Raw genomic sequence first — 17102 nt, 5'->3', positions numbered from 1 at the left:
GGACGGCGTCGCGGTTGTCAGTGGCGCTCGTTAGGCTCAATGGGGTGTACGAGTCGAGCCGGCCGCCCGGAGCGGTCCATCCGGTGGTGCCGGTGTACGAGGAGCAGCCGCGCTTCGAAGCCGTTCCACCGCGTGCACACTGGCGCTACGCCCCACGCAGGGACTTCTGGCGGAGCAAGGCGCTGCGCGCGTCCGCGGTGATCATCGTCCTCGCCATCTGCGGGCTGCTGATCCTCTCGCTGGTGCGCGAACAGACCGGCACCGAGGGGTTCCTGGTCGGCATCGGTCTCGCCGTGCTGCCGGTGCCGCTGCTCATGGCGGCTTTCCGTTGGCTGGACCGGGTCGATCCGGGGCCCTGGCGCAACCTGATCTTCGCCTTCGCCTGGGGCGCGTGCGCCGCAGCCCTCGTCGCGATCATCGCCAACTCCTTCGCGACGCACTGGATAGCGACCGCCACAGCGGATCCGAGGCACGCTGACACCCTCGGGGCGAGAGCGGTCGCTCCGGTCGTCGAGGAGAGCGCGAAGGCGGCGGCGATCCTGCTGATCTTCCTCTTCCGCAGACGCCACTTCACCGGGATCGTCGACGGTGTGGTCTTCGCGGGCTTCACCGCGACCGGCTTCGCCTTCACCGAGAACATCCTGTATCTGGGCAGTGCCTTCGGTGAGGACAAGACCCTTGGGTTCACGGGGGTTCCGGCCGTGACCGCGGCGACCTTCTTCGTCCGGGTGGTCCTCGCGCCCTTCGCCCACCCGCTGTTCACCGTGATGACCGGCATCGGCTTCGGCATCGCGGCGCTGGCAGGCGAGCACCAGCGGCTGCGCCGGATCGCGCCGCCGCTGCTCGGCCTCCTCTGCGCCATGGGCATGCACGCCCTGTGGAACAGTTCGTCGGCCTTCGGCACCTACGGCTTCTATCTGGTCTACGGCACATTCATGCTGCCGGTCTTCGGAGGGCTCACCTGGCTGGCGATCTGGACCCGCCAGCGGGAGCTGCGCACGATATCCGCCGAGCTGCCCGCGTACGCGGCGGCAGGCTGGCTGTCCCCGGCGGAGCCGTCGGCGCTCTCGTCGATGCGGGCGCGCGCCATGGCCCGCAGCTACGCGGCACGAACGTTCGGCGGCGGCTTCGGCGCGCCCGCCGCTCCCCCGGACCTCCGCCCTGCCCCGTACCTCCCGGCTCCGTACCTCCCGGCTCCGGCTGCGGGCCCCGTCGCCCACCTGTATCACCCGTACCACGCGCCGCCCGCGCACGCCGATGCGAAGTCACGCGCGAAGACGGCGTCCCGCGCGGTCTCCGAGTACGAGGCTTTCGCGACGACCCTCGCGTTCCTGCGGCACCGGGCCCACCGCGGTGTGGTGGGCCCGGACTTCGAGGCGCGCGAGCAGGAGCTGCTGCACCATCTCTGGCAGCGCAAGGACATAGCCGGGCCCGCGCTGCTGTACGCGGCCCAGGCGACCGGGCGGGTGCCGGTGCCGCCGCCGCATCTGCACTACGGCGGATACAACCCGTACCAGTACTGACGGGGCCCGTTACCCGGCAGCCCTCAGGCGGAGGCCTCGGTCAGCTCCGCCAACTCGGCGTCGGTGAGCTTCAGCTCGGCCACGGCCGTCAGCGCGGGCAGCTGCGCGACCGTACGGGCCGAGGCGATCGGCGCGGCAACGGTCGGCTGGGCGGCCAGCCACGCCAGGGCGACGGTCGCGACCTCGGCACCGTGCTCGGCGGCCACCTTGTCGAGTGCGGCCAGGACCTTCCGCCCCCGCTCGGTCCCGAGGTGCTTGGCCGCGCCCTCGGCGCGCACACTGTCGACGTCCACACCGGGCCGGTACTTGCCGGTGAGGAAACCGGAGGCCAGCGCGAAGTACGGCACGGACGCAAGTCCGTGGCGGGCCGCCACGTCCTGGAGTTCGCCCTCGTAGGTGTCGCGGGAGACCAGGTTGTAGTGCGGCTGGAGGGCGACGTACCGGGCGAGCCCTTCGGCCTCGGAGAACGCCACGGAGGCGTCGAGCCGCTCAGCGCTCAGGTTGGACGCGGCGATGGCGCGCACCTTGCCGGCCTTCACCAGGTCGTCGAGGGCGGTGATGATCTCTTCCACAGGCACGGAGACGTCGTCGAAGTGCGTGTAGTAGAGGTCGATGTGGTCGGTGCGCAGCCGGCTCAGCGAGGCGTCGGCCGCGGCCTTGATGTTCGCCGCGGAGAGCCCCTTGTACTCGGGGTGCGAGCCGACCTTGGTGGCGACCACCACATCGGAGCGGTTCCCGCGCGCCGCCAGCCAGTTACCGATGACGGTCTCGGACTCGCCACCCTTGTTTCCGGGGACCCACGACGAGTACGTGTCCGCGGTGTCGATGAAGTTGCCGCCTGCCGCCGTGTAGGCGTCGAGGACGGCGAAGGACTGTTCCTCGTCGGCGCTCCAGCCGAAGACGTTGCCGCCGAGGGAGAGCGGGAAGACCTGGAGGTCGGAGGAGCCGAGTGCACGCAGAGAAGTCATAGGTGGATCAACCCCGGGGTGGCCCCGCGCTATTCCGGTGGGCCCCCCGGACGGGCCGGACCCGGACAGGCCTGGCCGGACCGTGCCCCTGGCCGGGCGGTCCGGGACGGACGGGCCCCTGCCTGACCGGTCGCCACCTGCCAGGCACGCCGAACCGGCAGCCCTGACGTCGGGGGGGATGCGTCAGGACTGCCGGGGTACGGGATGCCGGTACATCGGCCGTGGGCCATGCACCGGCAGTACGCAGGGGGCGTGTGCCGGGCGCAGGCTCAGGGGGTCAGAGCCTCACGGATTGAGGCCCTTGCCCTGGAGCCAGGCCATCGGGTCGACCGGGTCGCCGCCACCGGGGCGGACCTCCAGGTGCACATGCGGTCCCGTGACGTTGCCGGTGGCTCCGACACGGCCGATGACCTCGCCCGTGCTGACCTTCTGGCCGGCGCTGACGCCGAGGGAGGACTGGTGGCAGAACCACAGCTCCGTACCGTCGTCGGTCGTGATGACCGTGCGGTACCCGTACGACCCGGCCCAGCCGGCCGACTTGACCGTTCCGCTGTGCACGGCCTTGATCGGAGTGCCGGTCGGGGCGGCGAAGTCGAGGCCGGTGTGGTGGCCCGAGGACCACATCGAACCGCCGTCGTTGAAACGCGAGGTGAGGGTGTACGAGGAGACGGGAAGCGAGTAGCTCTTCGCCAGCTTGGCGAGACGCTCCTTCTCCGCCTTGGCCTTGGCCTCCGCCTCGGCCTTCTTCTCGGCCGCCTTCTCCTTGGCCGCCGCCTCGTCCTGCTTCTTCGCGGCCTCGGCGGCGGCCTTCTGCGCCGCGGCCTTCTCGGCTGCCGCCTTGGCCTCGTCCTCGAACGCGCCCTGCTGCTGCTCGGCCTGCTGGAGGATCCGGGCGCGAAGCGCCTCTCCCGCGTCCGAGCCGCCCTTCCCGGATGCCGACGTGGTGAGCGCAGCCGTGGTGACGCCGGTGTCCGTACCGCCGTGGTCCGACGAGTCGTCCACGCCCAGGTCGGCGATCAGCGTGCCCACGCCGGGCAGCGATTCGGCCTCCGGGAGCTTGTCCTTGACGGACTGCGGAAGGTCGGGAAGGGATATCGAGACCGGCGGCTTGCCCTGCGCGCTGGCCATGCCTCCCGCGCCGACGGCCGCGATCACGCCGACGCCGAGCACCGTCGAACTGCGGGCGAGACCACTGCGCTGCTTGGCCACACGGTGCTTGCCCCGGACCGGGCGGAGGGAGTCCTCGGTGGGGTTCCACTCGTCGAACGGGCCCCCGTCCTCGTCACCGAAACCGGGAGCACCGGCGTTCGGGAGGTAAAGCGTTTCGGGGGCAGGGTTGTTGGACGCCACGAAGGCGCGCTCCTTTCCTTCCTTACCGCCTACCGGGTTAGCTGACGGGTTCGGAGCAGGAAGGTCTCCTACGGGCAGCTCCATACGGAGAGGCCCGATTCACCCCAATTGGTGGTTCCCCGGTTCCCTTGCGGGATTCGGCGCGTGCGCACGGCGCCGCCTCTTGCGACGACTGGGACAACCGCGCTGCGTTATCGAACGTTAATAGACGCGAGGGCCTGATTCCAAGCTGTTCCGACTGATCGTTAACGGCCTTGGCCTGCACTTACCGTGACATATGGGGGCGCATTCGGGCGACCTGATCAACCTTCAGAAGGCGCCAGGAAACATCAGTTTTCTGATTGTGCGTCAAATGTTATGCGGAGCGGTGCTCTTCGACTACGGATCGTGTCGCTCGCGGTGGACGATCTCCACCGTCCTGCGGCGGTCCGGCTGCCCCTCCAGCGGACGCCCGACCGCGAGCAGCGCCATGTCGTCCGTGGAGTGCCCTCCCGTGTGCAGCCGTACGTCGTCGGACACCGCCGTCAGCAGTTCCTCGGGCCCAGGGAAGATCCGGCCGCGCAGCCGCTCCTTCGGTTCGTAGAAGACCCCTTGCGCGTTCCGCGCCTCCGACAGGCCGTCGGTGTAGAGCAGCAGCGTGGCCCCCGGCGGGAACGGCGCCTCATCCGCCCGGTCCGGCCAGGCCGCCAGGTCGGCCATGCCGAGCGGCAGCGCCGGGTCGGCGGGCACGAGGGCGTCGATACCCCCGTCCGAATACAGCAGCAGCGGCGCGGGGTGGCCCCGGTTGAGCAGGCGGATCACGCCCGGCCTGCCGCGCGGGATCTCGGCGAGGGCCGCCGTGGTGAACCCCTCGAAGGCGTCGAGCCCCTCCCGCCGCACCCCCTCACGGGTCAGCGCACGCTCCAGCCGCTGGGCGACCAGCTCGATCGTGGCCTCCTGCTCGGCGGCCTCCCGGAAGGCGCCGATCACCACGGCCACGGCCTCGACGGCGCCGAGCCCCTTGCCGCGCACGTCGCCCACCACCAGCCGGACCCCGTACGGGGTGTCCTGCACGGCGAAGAGGTCACCGCCGATGAAGGTCCCGGCCTGCGCGGCCTCGTACCGTGCCGCGATGTGCAGCCCGGCGATCCGGTCCTCCGGCACCGGCAGCACAGCACGCTGCGCGGTCTCGGCCACCACGCGCGCCGACGCGAGCTCCTCGCCGCTGACCCGGATGACACGGTTGATGATGAGGGCGACGACGGACACCGTGGCCACGGTGATCAGCTCGGTGATCGCCGAGCCCTGGGCCGATGTGTCGTTGTAGACGTGCAGGCCCGCGATGGCCAGTACCGCGACGATCCCCGTGACCAGTGTGCCCCGGTACGAGAAGAACGGTGCGGCGATCACCGGCGCCGCGGCGAAGAACGGGGCGGCCGTGAACACGGACGGCGTCAACTGGTCGAAGAACACCCCGCCCACGATCAGCACGGCAGGCAGCATCCGGATGAGACGACGCGCCCGGCCCCTGTCTTCTCGCTGCCCCACCAGTACTCTCCTGCCCGGTCCGTAAAGCGGCGGACCGTACCGCGCCCTACCCAGGCTGGCCGCAGCCGTGCCGGTGTGCGATTCGGCCTCCGCCAAGTGGAGGAGGCGGGCTCGCGGAGTGGCGGCGGTGCCCGTCCGGCGCGAGTCGGCCGCGCAGCGCGACCACCGGCACCGAGGCCAGGGCGAGCGCCACCGTCAGGAACAGCCCGAAAGGGCCCGGAGCCCGCCCCCGGCCCCGGCCCCCCGCGACCGGCTGCCGGGGCAGCTCGCATCCGAACACCATGGCTTCGGCCCCTGCACCCACCACGCCGGCGACCGGCCCGCACAGTCCGAAACACAGGTCCGGAAAGCCGGGCACCCGACCCCGGAAACGACCGAAGGCCCAGCACATAATGTGCTGGACCTTCGATTCTGAGTAGCGGGGACAGGATTTGAACCTGCGACCTCTGGGTTATGAGCCCAGCGAGCTACCGAGCTGCTCCACCCCGCGCCGTTGTGATTGCAACTCTACGGCATGCGCGGGGGTGCTTCCGACCATTTACCCCGGCCGCGAAGCAGCCGCCGCTCTGCCGCACGGCACGGACGCGACGGCGCAGCGCCGCGCCCATCCGTACCATCGTGCTCTTCTCCATGCCCGGCACCCGCCTGTCGGTCGCCGCGTGCCGCTTCTGCACCGCGGTCAGCTGCTTCTGGAGTGCGGAGTGCCGCTCCTCGGCGGTCAGCTTCTTCTGGAGCTCCTGGTTCTTCCTGCTGAGCCCGTCCATGCGCCGGGCAGCCGCGGCACGGTTCTCCACCGGCCGCTCGCGTACGCGGCTGAAGCGGTGCGCAGGGCGCCGTCGCCCGCACCGCCCGACAGCTCCACGGAGGGCGGGAGGGCCAGCGCGTCCAGCCGGGCCGGGCGTCGAACGCCGCGCCGCCGCCGTCGCCTCAGCCCAGGTCCGCACCGTTGGCGCGACGTCCGCCCGAGTAGGTCGTGACCCGGTAGGCGTACCCACCAGGCGTGAGGTAGAGCGCGTGGCTGGTCGCCCCGCGAGGGTCCCCGGAAGGCGCGTCCACCCAGCCGATGAGGACGGACTGAGGGGTCGGCACCCTCACCTCCGCAAGCTGGGCGACCACCTTGGGGTCGAGCGGCACGGTGTGCAGCTCGAGCAGCCCACCCGCCCCCAACTGCTCGCCGCTCTCCGTCCGGGCACACACTGCACTGCTCATGGCTTCTCCTGCCGATCAGTTGGGCTCCGGCGGCAACGGGTTCCCGGGCCGCCCCGGGAACTCCGGGCCCGAGCGTGAGCAGACGTCAGGGAAACGACTCGGCTGCTCCGGTCCTCGTCCGCCTTCCGGCGCGATGCGTACTGACAGGTCCCACCGTGCCGGAGGCATCCTGAAGCAGACCTGAAGCAACCTGAAGGCGCCTTCAGGTTCGGCCTGAACAAGCCGAACGCACGTGGCCGGTAAGGCCGTTCGGAGGCTTGCCGATAATTGCCGGGCAGCATCAGGATGCTCACGTACGCTGCGGACATGGACGACCCCGTGCTCACCGCCGACGAACTGGTGCGGGACCGGTTTCCCACCGCGAGAGCCGCCTTCCTGGCCGGCAGCGTGCTGACCGACCGCCGGACGCCGACCTCCGATCTGGACATCGTGGTCCTCCTGGACGGGCCACCTGCGCCCAACCGGGAGAACCTGCTGTACCGCGGATGGCCGGTGGAGCTCTTCGTGCAGACCGAGGCCGACTGGCGTGGCTTCGCCGACCGGGAGACCGCGGCGCGGAACTCACCGCTGCTCGCCATGTGCTCCGAAGGCATGCTCCTGGTGGACGCGGACGGGCTGGGCGCTTCGCTCCAGGCCGAGGCACGAGAACGCTGGGCCGCGGGCCCGCCGCCGCTCTCCGAAGGTGAACGGGACTACCAGCGCTACATCCTGACCGACCTGCTCGACGACTTGCGTGGCTGCTCGGACCAGGCCGAGCGGGTGCACCTGGTGTCGCACACGCTGCAACGCGCCTCGGAGCTGGTCCTGCTGGCCGGCGGGCACTGGCTCGGCGGCGGCAAGTGGCTGTCGCGGCGGCTGGCCGCAGCCGCCCCCGGGCGGCACCGCGCGTTGGCCGAGGGCGCCGCACAAGCGATCACCGGACCCACGAGCGACTTCACCGCCGCCGTGACGGACGTGCTGGAGCAGGCAGGCGGGGCGCTGTGGGACGGATATGCCGTCGGGTGAGCCGCGGGTGCGGGTCGACGCGCAGTTCACGCGCCTGGTGCCGAAGGGACCCGCTCGGCCCGAAAGCCGTCGTTCCCTTGATGCCATTGGGCGCCGCTGAGAGCCGGGAGGGTCAGACCGCCCGCCCCGCCCTCACCTGACGCAGCCAACCGCCCACCATCAGGCTCCAGTCGGTGCGGTCAAGATGATCAGCGTCCACAGCACAGCACCGGCTCGCCTTCGGCGGTCCCCGGTGAGAGTACGTTCGTGTCAACTGGGTCCGACTGCAGGCGAATCCAGGCGCATACCCGAGGTGAGTGCCGCAGCGAGCGCGGTCTGCCGGTAAAGCACTTCGCGGCCGCGACGTTCAGCAGTGACAAGGCCCGCATCCCGGAGAACGGCGAGGTGCTGAGAAACGGTCGCCGGGGCCAGGCCCACCCGACGGGCGAGGCCGCTGGTCGTGCTGGGGACGAGCGTCTCCGCCAGCACGACGGCCCGCCCGGCGCCCAGCAGCCGCGCGATCGCCGGTGACCGCGCGCCTGGGTCCCACAGCCGCGCGGCGCCGAGCATCGGGTAGGAGAGGGCCGGGGGTGTGTCCGAGGTGGCGCTGGTGGGTCCGATGCCGAGCTTCGGCCAGCCGAAGGCGGTCGGGACGAGGATCAGGCCGCGGCCGCGCAGGTCGATGCCCCCGCGGCGGAGACCGATCAGGCGCAAGGCGTCGCTCTCCCACTTGGCCCGCCGGTGCAGGTTGGCGAACAGCCCCTCCAGACCGCCGTCGGCAAGCTGCCGGGCGCGCGTGGTGATGTCCGCGTCGAGCAGGCCGCGGATGCGGTCCCACAGCGGTGCGATCAGGATCCGCCAGGCCTCGCGTTGGTGCGCGACCAGCTTGTCCCGGGCATCCACGGGGTCCCCGGTGAGAGCGCGGTACAGGTGCACGGGCACCGTACGGGGGTCGAGGCGGCGGGCGTGCTCGGCGAGTTCCGTGGCGACGACGTCGGGTTCGGTGGCCTGGACCTGCGCGAGATCGTCCTCGATGGTGGTGAGCGGGCTGGTCGGGCTCGGCCACAGGAAATCCGGCCCGTGCCCGCGCACCGGCACCGCGACGCCGAGCAGTCCCAGGTGGAGCTCGGCGACGACGTCCTGGATGTCGCGCAGCCATGGCAGGTACCAGGCGTGACGGCTCGGCGCGTTCAGCACCAGCAGTGCGGACATCGTTTCCTGCAGCGGTGACACCGCGAACCGGCACCGCGCCGCGTCACCCGCCCCGAATCTCAGCACCAGCGTCATACCGCTCACGATGACAGGCCTGGATTCGGTGTGGACCGAATCTACGTCCTCCCGCCGCCGAGTGCGGCACTCTGACGGTCATGGTCGAACCTTCGCCGGTTCCGGTGGCGCCTCTGCCACGAACCCGCCTGCTGCGGGGAAATCCGGCCTTTCGGGCCCTGTGTGCCTCGCGGGCGGTGTCGTTCGTCGGCGACGGGATCACCACCACGGTGCTCGTGGTGCTCGCCGCCCGGCAGAACGGGCCTGCCGGGGTGAGCCTGCTGCTGCTCGCGAATGCGCTGCCGAGACTTGCCGGCCCCCTTGCCGGGGTGCTCGCCGACCGCATCCCGACCCGCCGGTTGATGATGTGCTGCGAACTGGCCTCGGCGCTCGTCATCGGCTTGATCGCCGCCACCCTGCCGCCGCTGCCGGTCCTGACCCCGCTCGTCGTACTCGCCGGGGCGCTGGCCACCATCCGGAACCCGGCTGGGCGCAGTCTCGTCCCGGTCCTGGTCGATGCCCCCGATCGCGCCCCGGCCAACGCCCTGTTCGGGCTCGCCCGGACCCTCCAACTCGCTGTCGGTCCCGGCCTCGGCGGACTGCTGGCAGCGGGCCCCGGAGGCATTCACACCGCGTTGGCAGTCGACGCCGCGACCTTCGCCGTCTCAGCACTGCTGCTCGCTGGGCTCCCGGTGCTGGGGCCGACTCGCGACCCCTCCGCAGTCACCGGAGTCTGGGCCGAAGCGACCGCGGGTCTTCGTTATGTCGCGTCGGACAGGCAGGTCAGGACCCTGATCCTCACCCTGTTCGTCATCGTCGCCTTCGCCGGCGTGGACAACGTCGCGCTGGTGTTCCTTGCCGGCGACCGGCTCGCCGGCGGCCCAGCCGGGTACGGCCTCGCCGCCAGCGCGTTCGGCTTGGGAATGCTGCTGGCGGCGGCCGCGTGCGCACGACTGGCCCGAGGGCGTTCACCAGCGGCTCTGCTGGTCATCGCCATTGCCGTGAGTGGCGCAGGCACGGTGCTTACGGGCTTGGCTCCCGCCCTCGCTGTCGTGCTGATGACACAGTTGCTCGCCGGCGCGGGGAACGCCGGGGAGAACATCGGCTACGACACCGTCATCCAGAACGTCGCGCCCCGCCCGATGCTCGGCCGCGTGTTCGGCACCCTCGGGACCGCCGCCCAGCTGGGCGCGGCCTTCGCCTATCTCGCCGGTGGCCTGTTGGTGAACCTCGTCGGCGCACGCGCCACTTTCGTACTCGCCGGCGCCGGGACACTCGCCGTCCTGCTGGTGCTCGCGCCCGTGCTTCGGCACCGTACGCAGCCTGATCCCGGCTGCCTTACTGACTGAATCCGTATTCGTGATATCAATTCATGATATTGACGACATTTCAGAGTGGCCTGATGCCACCCTGCGCAGTGCGCTAAAAATGTCACGAATCCTGACTGGCATCCGGTCAATTGTTAAATTCCGCGTTCAGTTGAGCCAACTGAGAGGCGGTGTTTTCGATGGCAGTCGAAACCTTGGAAGCAACACGCAATGCACATGTGGCAACAACACTGAACGCCATGCTGACCCAGGAGAAGCCAGTCGCTACGGCAACTCCGGTAGACATTCTTTCGGGCAGTGACAATGAAGCGGTCGACTTCACCTCCGCGTGGGAGACCGAAGACTGACCTTGGTCGACGGTGCGCGCGAAAGGCGAAGGCCTTCACGCGCACCATTTACTACCTATTGTGATGGGGTCTATTTTCTAGGATTGTGTTCACACTATGGGAAATAGTGATTTGGTCGAGGGAATTCCCGTTGCACATGAGGAGCCTGACGAACAGGTCTGGCGCGGCGTCTCACTGATGCTCGATCAGTACATCCATCTCAAGGATCACGATCGAGTACTCCTGCTGTACGCGCGCAGCGCACGTGAACCGGCCGCCTGGGTCGCAGCTGAGCTGGACATTCGCGGAATTCCCGCAATGCTCATGGATCTGGAAGGCCTGTCCGCCGCCGCGGTCAGACAGTCGCTCAGCAGCGCAAAATTCGGCCTCGCCCAGATCACCGACCGGCTTGTCGTGCTCTGCATCGAATATGACATCGTCGCGCCGTCGGACTCGATTCGCGACGCACTGGAGCCGTTCTCCGGAAAGAGGACCGAAGTTTTCCGGACGGTGATGACCGGCACGGAATTCTTCAAACAGGCCGTGACGACGTCGCCGGCCACCTTGAACGACATAAACGCCGGACTCCTGCACAATCTTCGGTCCGCCGAGCGGTTCAAGGTCAGGACGTCCTCCGGATCCGAGCTGGATGTAGTACTGGACCCCGCGCGCTACCGCTGGGTGAGCAATCGCGGGCTCCACCGGGAGGGAGCCTTCGTGCTCCTGCCCGCAGGCGAGGTGGCGACCTACCCCGCGCAGATAAGCGGCACACTCATAGCGGACGGTGCGTTCAACTCGACCGCGTACACCACTCTCGACGCACGGCTGCAGGAACACCCCGCCGTGTTCGAGATAGAAAACGGCATCATGATGGACTACAAGTGCGACAATCCCTCGGTCAAGAAGTTGATCGAACGCTGCCTGCGGCTGCCGAACGCCGATCGGGTCGGGGAACTAGGATTCGGCACCAACATCGGCATCGAGCGGTTCATTTCCCTGAATTCACACCTCAACGAGCGATTCCCGAGCGTGCATATCGGCTTCGGCCAAAGTAATCAGGTACGAGGTCTGGTCCACTCCTGCGACGTGCACGTCGATTTCATCACCTCCGACTGCGTGATCGAGATCCCCGGCCGGCCACCGCTGAGAAGTCTGGACTTCAAAAATCTGACCGGCGAGCATCCGGCCATCGAGGAAGGCGTTTTCGACGAGGACCTGGACGGCGATTGCTGCGGCCTCTTCTCGCCGCAAAACAACATCCAGTGCCCCACCTAGGCGGCAGGAACAATGACGCAGACTGAAATCCCCCTCTCCCCCGACGGATCTCCGGTGGAGTTCTACGCCCGCCTACCGGCCGGCTCCAGCCCACGCCTGATCCACGATTCTATTCCGGCGGGTGCGAGCATCCTCGACCTGGGAGCGGGCGCGGGGAGAATAACCCATCCCCTGCTGCAACTGGGCCACGAAGTAGTTGCGGTCGACGAATCGCCTGCCATGCTGGCGTACATCAAGGGTGCGAAGACCGTCGAAACCAGGATCGAGGACCTGGCACTCGGTCGCCGATTCGACGTGGTTCTCCTGATGTCGCATTTGATCGAGAACCCGGATATCGAGCAGGTCCGGGCATTTCTCACGATCTGCCGGGCCCACGTAAAAGACCAGGGGCAGGTGCTCATCCAGCGGGACCCGCCGGAGCGGAGCTACGTCGACGAGCCGCCGTTCAAGCGGGAGGTGGCGGACGGATGCACGATCAGCATGCGTGACCTGAGCCAGGCGTCGTCCGAGATACTGACCTTCACCCTCGACTACGAGATCGACGGCTCGAAGTGGTCGCAATCGGTGATCACGAGGCCCGTCGACGACGACTCCCTCAAGCACGAACTGGCGTTGGCAGACTTGGAGATCGGCAGCTTCCTGACCCCGAACCGGTCCTGGGTCAGCGCCCGGCCCAGCACCGCGCTTCCGGCCTGAACACGTACAACCCGGTCATGCCGGTGAAGCCGAGCCGGGGCCGGCACGCGCCTCGCGATCGAAGAAGCCGCCGGGCAGCTCCAGTTCGTGGCTGCGGCAGTACTCGGCGAGCGAGGCGACCAGCGCCTCCTGGCGGGCTTCGGAGATCCGCACTAGCCGCGCGCTCCATCCCGATACCGTCTCCGAGACGTTCCGCCGCATTCCGGCAACCACTGGGAGTGGACGGACCGCCTCGTCCAACTCCGTCCGCTCCAAGGTGGGGAACCGTGGGACGCCAAGCCGCCGAAGGTGGATGGACTCTCGGCGCGACAGGAATTGAGCGCGCGTCCGGCCGTCGTCAACTCGGGTCAGCGGTGGGCCAAATGACCATCCATGCTGTGCTTCCCGGCATCACGCTGCCTACGGACGCCACATGTCCCCTGCCTGCTCAGGCTGACGACGGCAACCACCTGACAACCAGCCCCACGGTGGCTGTGGTGCGGGCGGGAGGACACACGTGTGGTCTGGCTTGGCCCAGCGCAGCCCCCGTGCTCGTGACCGAGGAAAACGTCACCGACGAGAGAATCGGCTATACGTCGAGTCTGCCGACAAACGTCAGTCCCTGGTTTGAGGCATTCAGTCTTCCGTCCGCCGTCCCTGGCTTGAAGACAAGAGCCGATCGGTCGTCGCTGTCCGTCGTTTCTGGGAAGATCTTCCAGCCATGCTGGGCTAGATATGCCGTGCTCTTCTTCAGTAACACGTCATTGGACCGGGTCTCTTCAGGGTTCCAGCCCGCGATCCGTACCGATAGGTCCTCAAACTCGTCGTCAGGGTATACCCGCTTTGAAGTGGCAGCCTTGATGGCGGCACGCATATCTGCTGACACGGCCCGATTGGCATCCGCTACGGTCATCCCTACGGCCTCTTCCTCCTCTGCCCCTGTGAACTGTTCACCAGGCCCATTGAAAGAGATGGCTGTGGCTTGTACGCCGAACACACCTCCCCCGGCCCCGAGAAACGTGGCATGGACGGCGGGATTCGTGTCTACCTGGTGTTCCTCGTCGACCAACCACCCGAGATCCCTCAACTGATGAGTAAGGTCCTTGAGGAGTTCCTGCCAGGACCTGGCATCGGCGGCATCGAATGACGTGATGAGTACGCCTTCGGCCGGCCCTGGGGGCGAAAGATTCAGCACGGACGCGTTGGCCATTACCGCGGTGAGTACAGCCTCGACTTCAGCAGTCAGTTTTTGCCTGCCCCGCCCTTCCGTCACGTTCACTCCTTGAGGTCTCTTCAGGTTATAGCTTTAATGGCAGATATTGCGATGTTCTTGCCCTTACCGAGGGACTTCCCCCCGATATCGATGGCAGTATTCAGCATATGGCCGCCGTTGTCTCTGATTGTATTCTTAGCACTTCTAAGGGAATCCTCAATCTTTCTCCCCTTATCGATTGTGCTGTCTTTCGCAGCATCTACCGACCTGATCACGTTGGTCGCGTTACTGAAGCCGTGTGATGGGTTGGCTATTGTGTCGCCGATATTGTACGAAACTCTTCCAGCGTCAGCAGCGAGCCTGCCAGCCAACTCAGATCCATCGCCCACTATCTGACGACCATCATTCGACAGTCCCCCTACCATCGCGGACCCCGTGCCGAACATATCCCGTCCGCCTGTAGCTAGGTCCCCACCCAACTGCCGGACATTGTTCTGAAGACGGTCGAGTTCCAGAACCTTGCCTGCAGTAAATGTGACCCCAGAGAACGTGGCAGCGGCGGCAAGATGAGCGCTGGCACCCGCCGCTGTGGCGGACGCATCAGAAGCCCCATGCCTCTTAGCTTCCTTAAAAGCGGCCTTGAACGCGATATCGCCGCTCAGACCTTGAAGTTCACGCATAAGATCATCAGGATCTACGCGGTCCAACATGTTGTACTTATTGAGCACGCCATGCATCGCACCGAGACCCTTCGCGATGCTTCCACCTATTTCGACAGAGTTTTTTCCGCCAATTCCCTGGATGATCGGGTTGAGGTCTGCCCCCATTTTAGCTGCGACGCTCGGTGGAACGCGTTGCTCCAGAAAGGCAACCAGCTTTCGCTCTTCGGTTGCGCCGATCATTTCCTCGTCGAGGGTAGTGTGCGTGAAGGTAAGTGTTTCTGTATCCCCGGTAAGAACCCTCTGCAAATTGTCCAAGGACGCAGTGTCTCGATTATAGTACTCGGAGTGCGCGTGGGAACCGTGCGTGGAAAGTCGAGTGATATCGGAAAAATCCGCTGGATCGTCTCCAAGCCCTTCCGAGTAGGAAACAAAATCCCCAGGAGCACGCATGGCATAGAAATTCGTACCCGGCATATGAAAGTCTGCGACCGAATGAATATTGGTCCCCAGACCGGGACTTCCCATGAAGGTGACGTTATTGATGTTTGTCAGACCATCCTGCAATGCTTTGCTCGTAACAAGCGTCCCGTAGCTATGAGCGATGATGCTCGTCGTGGCCTTCGGCTGAATATTGACGGATATCCCTTGCCTGAAAGCGTTCAGCTGCTGTCCGCCGACGATTGCCTTAGCGGGATCGACACTGTCGCCCATCTCTGGAGTGTCATAACCGAGCCAGCTGACGACGGCAGAGTCTGGGCTCTCGACCTCTTGATCATCCTGAGCTAGATCGTAACCGCCCTTACTGAAACTGTTGAAGTCGTCCAGACGATTTCCGATACCGGGTACTCGGAAAGCAACGTGCTTGGCACTTTCGAGATCGCCTACGACCTCCGCTACCCTGCCGTCCGGGAACGGCGAAGCCTTCGCATCGCCCGTGGATCCAAAATGTGCATCAAATAAAAGAAATTGTCGAGGCATCTCGACCTCTGTAATCCTTCCCATTTTTTTCGGATCCTTGAATTTCTTAATACGAGGATCCAGGAAACCTCGAAGGGTGTTTACCCGATCCTGAGTACGCTTGTAAGCGCGATCATTCGGTGCCAGCCCGTTCAGATACTCCGACTCCTTCTGGTATTCTTCCTGGATCGATATCCGATTCGCTGCGAATCGGATGTTTACGGGGACGCCGTCAAGGTTTCCGACTTCACTGGGATCGGCCTCTGCTACTGCGGCTTGTTGCGCTGGGCTCAAGGTCTCGAAGTAGTCCTTAATCGCCTGCGCACGCTGCTTGGCTGTATCATATTTATGACTTGCTAATATTTTTTTCAGTGACGAGTCAAGGTTTCTTCCGATAGCAGGATTCTTGGCCAACGAGCTGGGTAGCCCGAAGGCATCCAAGGAGTCGAATGGTGATTTTGACGGAGTCCGAAGGATTTTTGCTCGTCGACGGAGGTCGTGCGCGGTATCTGCGATCCAACTTGCGATCGGAGCGAGGCCGGCGAGCTCTCCGGAAACTCCCAAATTTGATGCACGGCTCATCAAATGGGGAATGTCTCTTACCTTACTGTCAAGCGATCTTGCCAGTCGCTCGAGCCTGTCAGGATCCGCGAGTCGTAGCCCCATGGTCGAGTACGGTACCTTCCTAGTTGCCCGATGAGCAGTGCCCGGCTGGCCGGTATTCAGAATTGAAAGGATTTATCATGGGAGCAGCTGAAGCGTCCAAATTGCGCAAACTTGCAGAGGATGTCAGGACCCTGCTTGACGCCCCGATTGAGATCGCCACAGACAAAGGAGCCAATGGAAATGGGCGTTGGACGGGCCCAAACGCGGACGCGGTCCGTGGCGAGCTGACTGTACGCAAGAGGCGGTTGGGCAGCATGGCAGTAGAGATCGAAAAAGAATCCATCAAGAAAAGGGAGAGCGAAGGCGGGACGACCCAATAGAGCCAGAACGTCTTGAGCACATCCCTGGATTCGCGCCTTCACCCGCTGATCCATTTAGGATTGCGGAGGCATCCAGTTACAACTTGAGCGGTGAGTGACTGGGAAATTTTTCCCGAAGCCAATCGGAACGGGTATGCAGAAACGCTGACACCGCCCGAATATCCAGGTTTTCTCATATGCTTCACAACGCTGTTCGATTTACCCGGAAGAGTGTTAGAAGGCCACTTTTCAACCTTCCATCCAAGCTTGCTCAGGCGGACAGTCATTTCATCAACCAGCGTGGAAGAAGATCGCGCATCGGTAGGAGCCCCGGGCAATGAGACGCTGGCGCGACCAATTAGTTTACTGGCATTCTGATTATCACCGATACCCCCGCACTCTGCGCTATCACTGCTTTCTTCGGGTGAAATTTTTGGCATAGTGGCTTTCATGGCTTTCAGGATGCTTGGATACATGGCGTCCATAGCACGGCCATAGGACAGCCCGTCATCGCCTCGCTTTTTCGCCCCATCGGTGATTGAGCAACTACTAGCTGCGAGGACAGCGAGGAGCACCAGGGAAGTCTTTTGAACAGTGAGAGATTTCATCTCGACGGCTCTTTCCGCAAGTAGTTTCTCTGCAGTCGGGCATGTTTATTTATCGACCCGACTTGGGCGTGGTCTGATGGCAGCCGTCGACGTTCCGCAGTGATGGGTGCGTGATGCTGCCCTGCACCAGTGTGGGCTCACCCCCCGTTAAAGATGTCTGACCAGGCTTTAGATCCCTCCTCATCGGTTGGGTGGGATGCGGCGGTCCACAATGAGCTCCAAGAGACGAGGATCGAGTCAACTGACGCTACCCAATGCATGATTGG

At 65.6% G+C, this 17102-nt stretch carries 16 protein-coding genes, 1 tRNA gene and 1 riboswitch; of the genes, 6 read left to right on the top strand and 11 right to left on the bottom strand.

The features are described from left to right. The first annotated feature begins 44 nt into the window (after positions 1 to 44). A complete protein-coding gene (locus OG584_RS18260) occupies positions 45 to 1523 on the top strand; it encodes a PrsW family intramembrane metalloprotease (RefSeq protein WP_405779130.1) in 1479 nt (492 codons plus the stop codon). Positions 1524 to 1546: 23 nt separating this feature from the next. Here OG584_RS18260 and OG584_RS18255 read toward each other — a convergent pair whose 3' ends face one another. The 6 genes from OG584_RS18255 to OG584_RS18230 all read right to left on the bottom strand — a co-directional run bounded on the left by OG584_RS18255 (position 1547) and on the right by OG584_RS18230 (position 6577). After that, on the bottom strand, positions 1547 to 2491 hold the full coding sequence (locus tag OG584_RS18255) for an aldo/keto reductase (RefSeq protein ID WP_405779128.1): 945 nt from the start codon (positions 2489 to 2491) through the stop codon (positions 1547 to 1549). A gap of 285 nt (positions 2492 to 2776) precedes the next feature. After that, positions 2777 to 3841, bottom strand: coding sequence for a M23 family metallopeptidase (locus tag OG584_RS18250; protein WP_405779127.1), 1065 nt, complete (start codon positions 3839 to 3841; stop codon positions 2777 to 2779). Between the two features lie 11 nt (positions 3842 to 3852). Continuing rightward, a riboswitch (cyclic di-AMP (ydaO/yuaA leader) is annotated at positions 3853 to 3994 on the bottom strand. A gap of 225 nt (positions 3995 to 4219) precedes the next feature. Further along, positions 4220 to 5368, bottom strand: coding sequence for a PP2C family protein-serine/threonine phosphatase (locus OG584_RS18245; protein WP_405779125.1), 1149 nt, complete (start codon positions 5366 to 5368; stop codon positions 4220 to 4222). 416 nt (positions 5369 to 5784) lie between these two features. Then, positions 5785 to 5858 (bottom strand) — tRNA-Met (locus tag OG584_RS18240). Further along, positions 5836 to 6162 (bottom strand): hypothetical protein, encoded by a 327-nt coding sequence (locus tag OG584_RS18235; protein ID WP_405779123.1) that lies wholly within the window; start codon positions 6160 to 6162, stop codon positions 5836 to 5838. Before OG584_RS18235 ends, OG584_RS18240 begins: the two co-directional genes overlap by 23 nt. Before the next feature lie 133 nt (positions 6163 to 6295). Beyond that, positions 6296 to 6577, bottom strand: coding sequence for a hypothetical protein (locus OG584_RS18230; RefSeq protein WP_405779122.1), 282 nt, complete (start codon positions 6575 to 6577; stop codon positions 6296 to 6298). Positions 6578 to 6883: 306 nt separating this feature from the next. Here OG584_RS18230 and OG584_RS18225 point away from each other — a divergent pair, with 306 nt between their 5' ends. Then, entirely contained in the window at positions 6884 to 7582 is a 699-nt protein-coding gene (locus tag OG584_RS18225) for a nucleotidyltransferase domain-containing protein (RefSeq protein WP_405779120.1), read from the top strand. Between the two features lie 249 nt (positions 7583 to 7831). Here the strand turns inward: OG584_RS18225 and OG584_RS18220 are convergent, their stop codons facing one another. Then, on the bottom strand, positions 7832 to 8848 hold the full coding sequence (locus OG584_RS18220) for a DUF5937 family protein (protein WP_405779118.1): 1017 nt from the start codon (positions 8846 to 8848) through the stop codon (positions 7832 to 7834). Between the two features lie 80 nt (positions 8849 to 8928). On the opposite strand from OG584_RS18220, the gene OG584_RS18215 reads away from it, so the two are divergent. The 4 genes from OG584_RS18215 (at position 8929) to OG584_RS18200 (ending at position 12452) form a co-directional block, all read left to right on the top strand. Continuing rightward, positions 8929 to 10176: an MFS transporter gene (locus tag OG584_RS18215; RefSeq protein WP_405779117.1), complete on the top strand. Its 1248-nt coding sequence runs from the start codon at positions 8929 to 8931 to the stop codon at positions 10174 to 10176. A 158-nt stretch (positions 10177 to 10334) separates the two neighbouring features. Further along, positions 10335 to 10502 carry a hypothetical protein gene (locus OG584_RS18210; protein ID WP_405779115.1) on the top strand — a complete coding sequence of 56 codons (168 nt, stop codon included), beginning with the start codon at positions 10335 to 10337 and terminating at the stop codon, positions 10500 to 10502. Positions 10503 to 10613: 111 nt separating this feature from the next. Further along, positions 10614 to 11756, top strand: a complete 1143-nt coding sequence (locus OG584_RS18205) for a hypothetical protein (RefSeq protein WP_405779114.1) — start codon at positions 10614 to 10616, stop codon at positions 11754 to 11756. Positions 11757 to 11768: 12 nt separating this feature from the next. Beyond that, positions 11769 to 12452: a class I SAM-dependent methyltransferase gene (locus OG584_RS18200; protein WP_405779113.1), complete on the top strand. Its 684-nt coding sequence runs from the start codon at positions 11769 to 11771 to the stop codon at positions 12450 to 12452. 15 nt (positions 12453 to 12467) lie between these two features. Here the strand turns inward: OG584_RS18200 and OG584_RS18195 are convergent, their stop codons facing one another. The 4 genes from OG584_RS18195 to OG584_RS18180 form a co-directional block, all read right to left on the bottom strand. Further along, entirely contained in the window at positions 12468 to 12605 is a 138-nt protein-coding gene (locus OG584_RS18195) for a hypothetical protein (protein ID WP_405779112.1), read from the bottom strand. A 415-nt stretch (positions 12606 to 13020) separates the two neighbouring features. Next, entirely contained in the window at positions 13021 to 13704 is a 684-nt protein-coding gene (locus tag OG584_RS18190; RefSeq protein WP_405779110.1) for a hypothetical protein, read from the bottom strand. Positions 13705 to 13724: 20 nt separating this feature from the next. Then, on the bottom strand, positions 13725 to 15704 hold the full coding sequence (locus tag OG584_RS18185; RefSeq protein WP_405779109.1) for an alpha/beta hydrolase: 1980 nt from the start codon (positions 15702 to 15704) through the stop codon (positions 13725 to 13727). 583 nt (positions 15705 to 16287) lie between these two features. Next, on the bottom strand, positions 16288 to 16836 hold the full coding sequence (locus tag OG584_RS18180; protein WP_405779107.1) for a hypothetical protein: 549 nt from the start codon (positions 16834 to 16836) through the stop codon (positions 16288 to 16290). Between the last annotated feature and the right edge of the window lie 266 nt (positions 16837 to 17102).

This window comes from Streptomyces sp. NBC_00859, assembly GCF_045161865.1.
Lineage (GTDB): Bacteria > Actinomycetota > Actinomycetes > Streptomycetales > Streptomycetaceae > Streptomyces.
Note: the sequence above shows the minus strand (reverse complement) of the source record. Positions and strands in the feature narration are given on the sequence as shown.

Bases quoted from the DNA above. Each gene is read 5' to 3' on its own strand.
- OG584_RS18180 (WP_405779107.1), bottom strand. From the start codon at position 16,836: ATGAAATCTCTCACTGTTCAAAAGACTTCCCTGGTGCTCCTCGCTGTC.
- OG584_RS18220 (WP_405779118.1), bottom strand. From the start codon at position 8,848: ATGACGCTGGTGCTGAGATTCGGGGCGGGTGACGCGGCGCGGTGCCGG.
- OG584_RS18215 (WP_405779117.1), top strand. From the start codon at position 8,929: ATGGTCGAACCTTCGCCGGTTCCGGTGGCGCCTCTGCCACGAACCCGC.
- OG584_RS18200 (WP_405779113.1), top strand. From the start codon at position 11,769: ATGACGCAGACTGAAATCCCCCTCTCCCCCGACGGATCTCCGGTGGAG.
- OG584_RS18225 (WP_405779120.1), top strand. From the start codon at position 6,884: ATGGACGACCCCGTGCTCACCGCCGACGAACTGGTGCGGGACCGGTTT.
- OG584_RS18210 (WP_405779115.1), top strand. From the start codon at position 10,335: ATGGCAGTCGAAACCTTGGAAGCAACACGCAATGCACATGTGGCAACA.
- OG584_RS18255 (WP_405779128.1), bottom strand. From the start codon at position 2,491: ATGACTTCTCTGCGTGCACTCGGCTCCTCCGACCTCCAGGTCTTCCCG.
- OG584_RS18230 (WP_405779122.1), bottom strand. From the start codon at position 6,577: ATGAGCAGTGCAGTGTGTGCCCGGACGGAGAGCGGCGAGCAGTTGGGG.